This is a genomic window from Polaromonas sp. P1_E3, assembly GCF_056405935.1.
Genome location: NZ_JBFUBD010000676.1, coordinates 1 through 1,013 on the forward strand (window position 1 = coordinate 1; position 1,013 = coordinate 1,013).

Annotated in this window: 1 protein-coding gene; it reads right to left on the minus strand. The window is 58.1% G+C overall.

The window, feature by feature from the left end; genetic code table 11:
- Positions 1-733 (minus strand): transporter substrate-binding protein (locus tag AC1D0Z_RS22710; RefSeq protein WP_477660393.1); only part of this gene is annotated, 733 nt, incomplete at its 3' end.
- Positions 734-1,013 lie beyond the last annotated feature (280 nt).

Sequence of the window (1,013 nt, forward strand, 5' to 3'; positions counted from 1 at the left end):
CTTTGTAGAAAGGCACGTTGGAGTCACCGTTGATGGTGGACACCACAGCCGTCTTGCCGCCTTGCGAGAACTTCTTCACGTCAGCCACGATGGTTTGGTAATCGCTGTGGCCGAAGGGGGTGTATTTCTCGTCGATGTCTTTGTCAGCCACGCCCTTGCTCTTCAGGTAAGCGCGCAGGATCTTGTTGGTGGTGCGTGGGTACACATAGTCAGTGCCCAGCAGAACCCAGCGCTTGGCGCCGCCGCCGGCCTTGCTCATCAAATAGTCGACCGCAGGAATAGCCTGCTGGTTAGGCGCCGCGCCCGTGTAGAACACGTTCTTGGACAGCTCTTCGCCTTCGTACTGCACAGGGTAGAACAGCAGGCCGTTCATTTCTTCAACAACCGGCAGCACCGACTTGCGGGAAACCGACGTCCAGCAGCCGAAGATGACCGAGACTTTGTCCTGGCCGAGCAGCTGCTTGGTTTTTTCAGCAAACAGGGGCCAGTTGGAAGCTGGGTCAACCACCACGGGCTCGAGCTTCTTGCCCATCACGCCACCCTTGGCATTGATCTCTTCGATCGCCATCAGCACGGTGTCTTTCAGCGTGGTTTCAGAAATGGCCATGGTGCCCGACAGGCTGTGCAGAATGCCAACCTTGATCGTGTCCTGGGCAAAAGCCGGCAAGGCGCCAAGGCCTGCCAGTGCGACGGCGGCGGTCATCGCCTTGAGGGTAAATCGACGTTGTTGCATGTGAATCCTCTCTCCGGTGGTGGGTATGTGAATCGCGTTTCGCTGCGCCAAAACCAAGGGGAAACCAGGGCTTTTACACAGCGATGAACCGATTCTGGGGACCGGAGGGGGATTGGGGAATACGCCGGGTGGCGTATGCGGGGCGGCACGCGGAAACGTGCTTTGCAGTGGCTTGCAGCCGCTAGCCTGCGCTAAAGAGCCATTCTCCGGCTATTGACAATCTTCAGAAATCGCGCTCCTCGCGAATGCGGGCTTCGCCGATGTAGCGAGAAAGCATGGA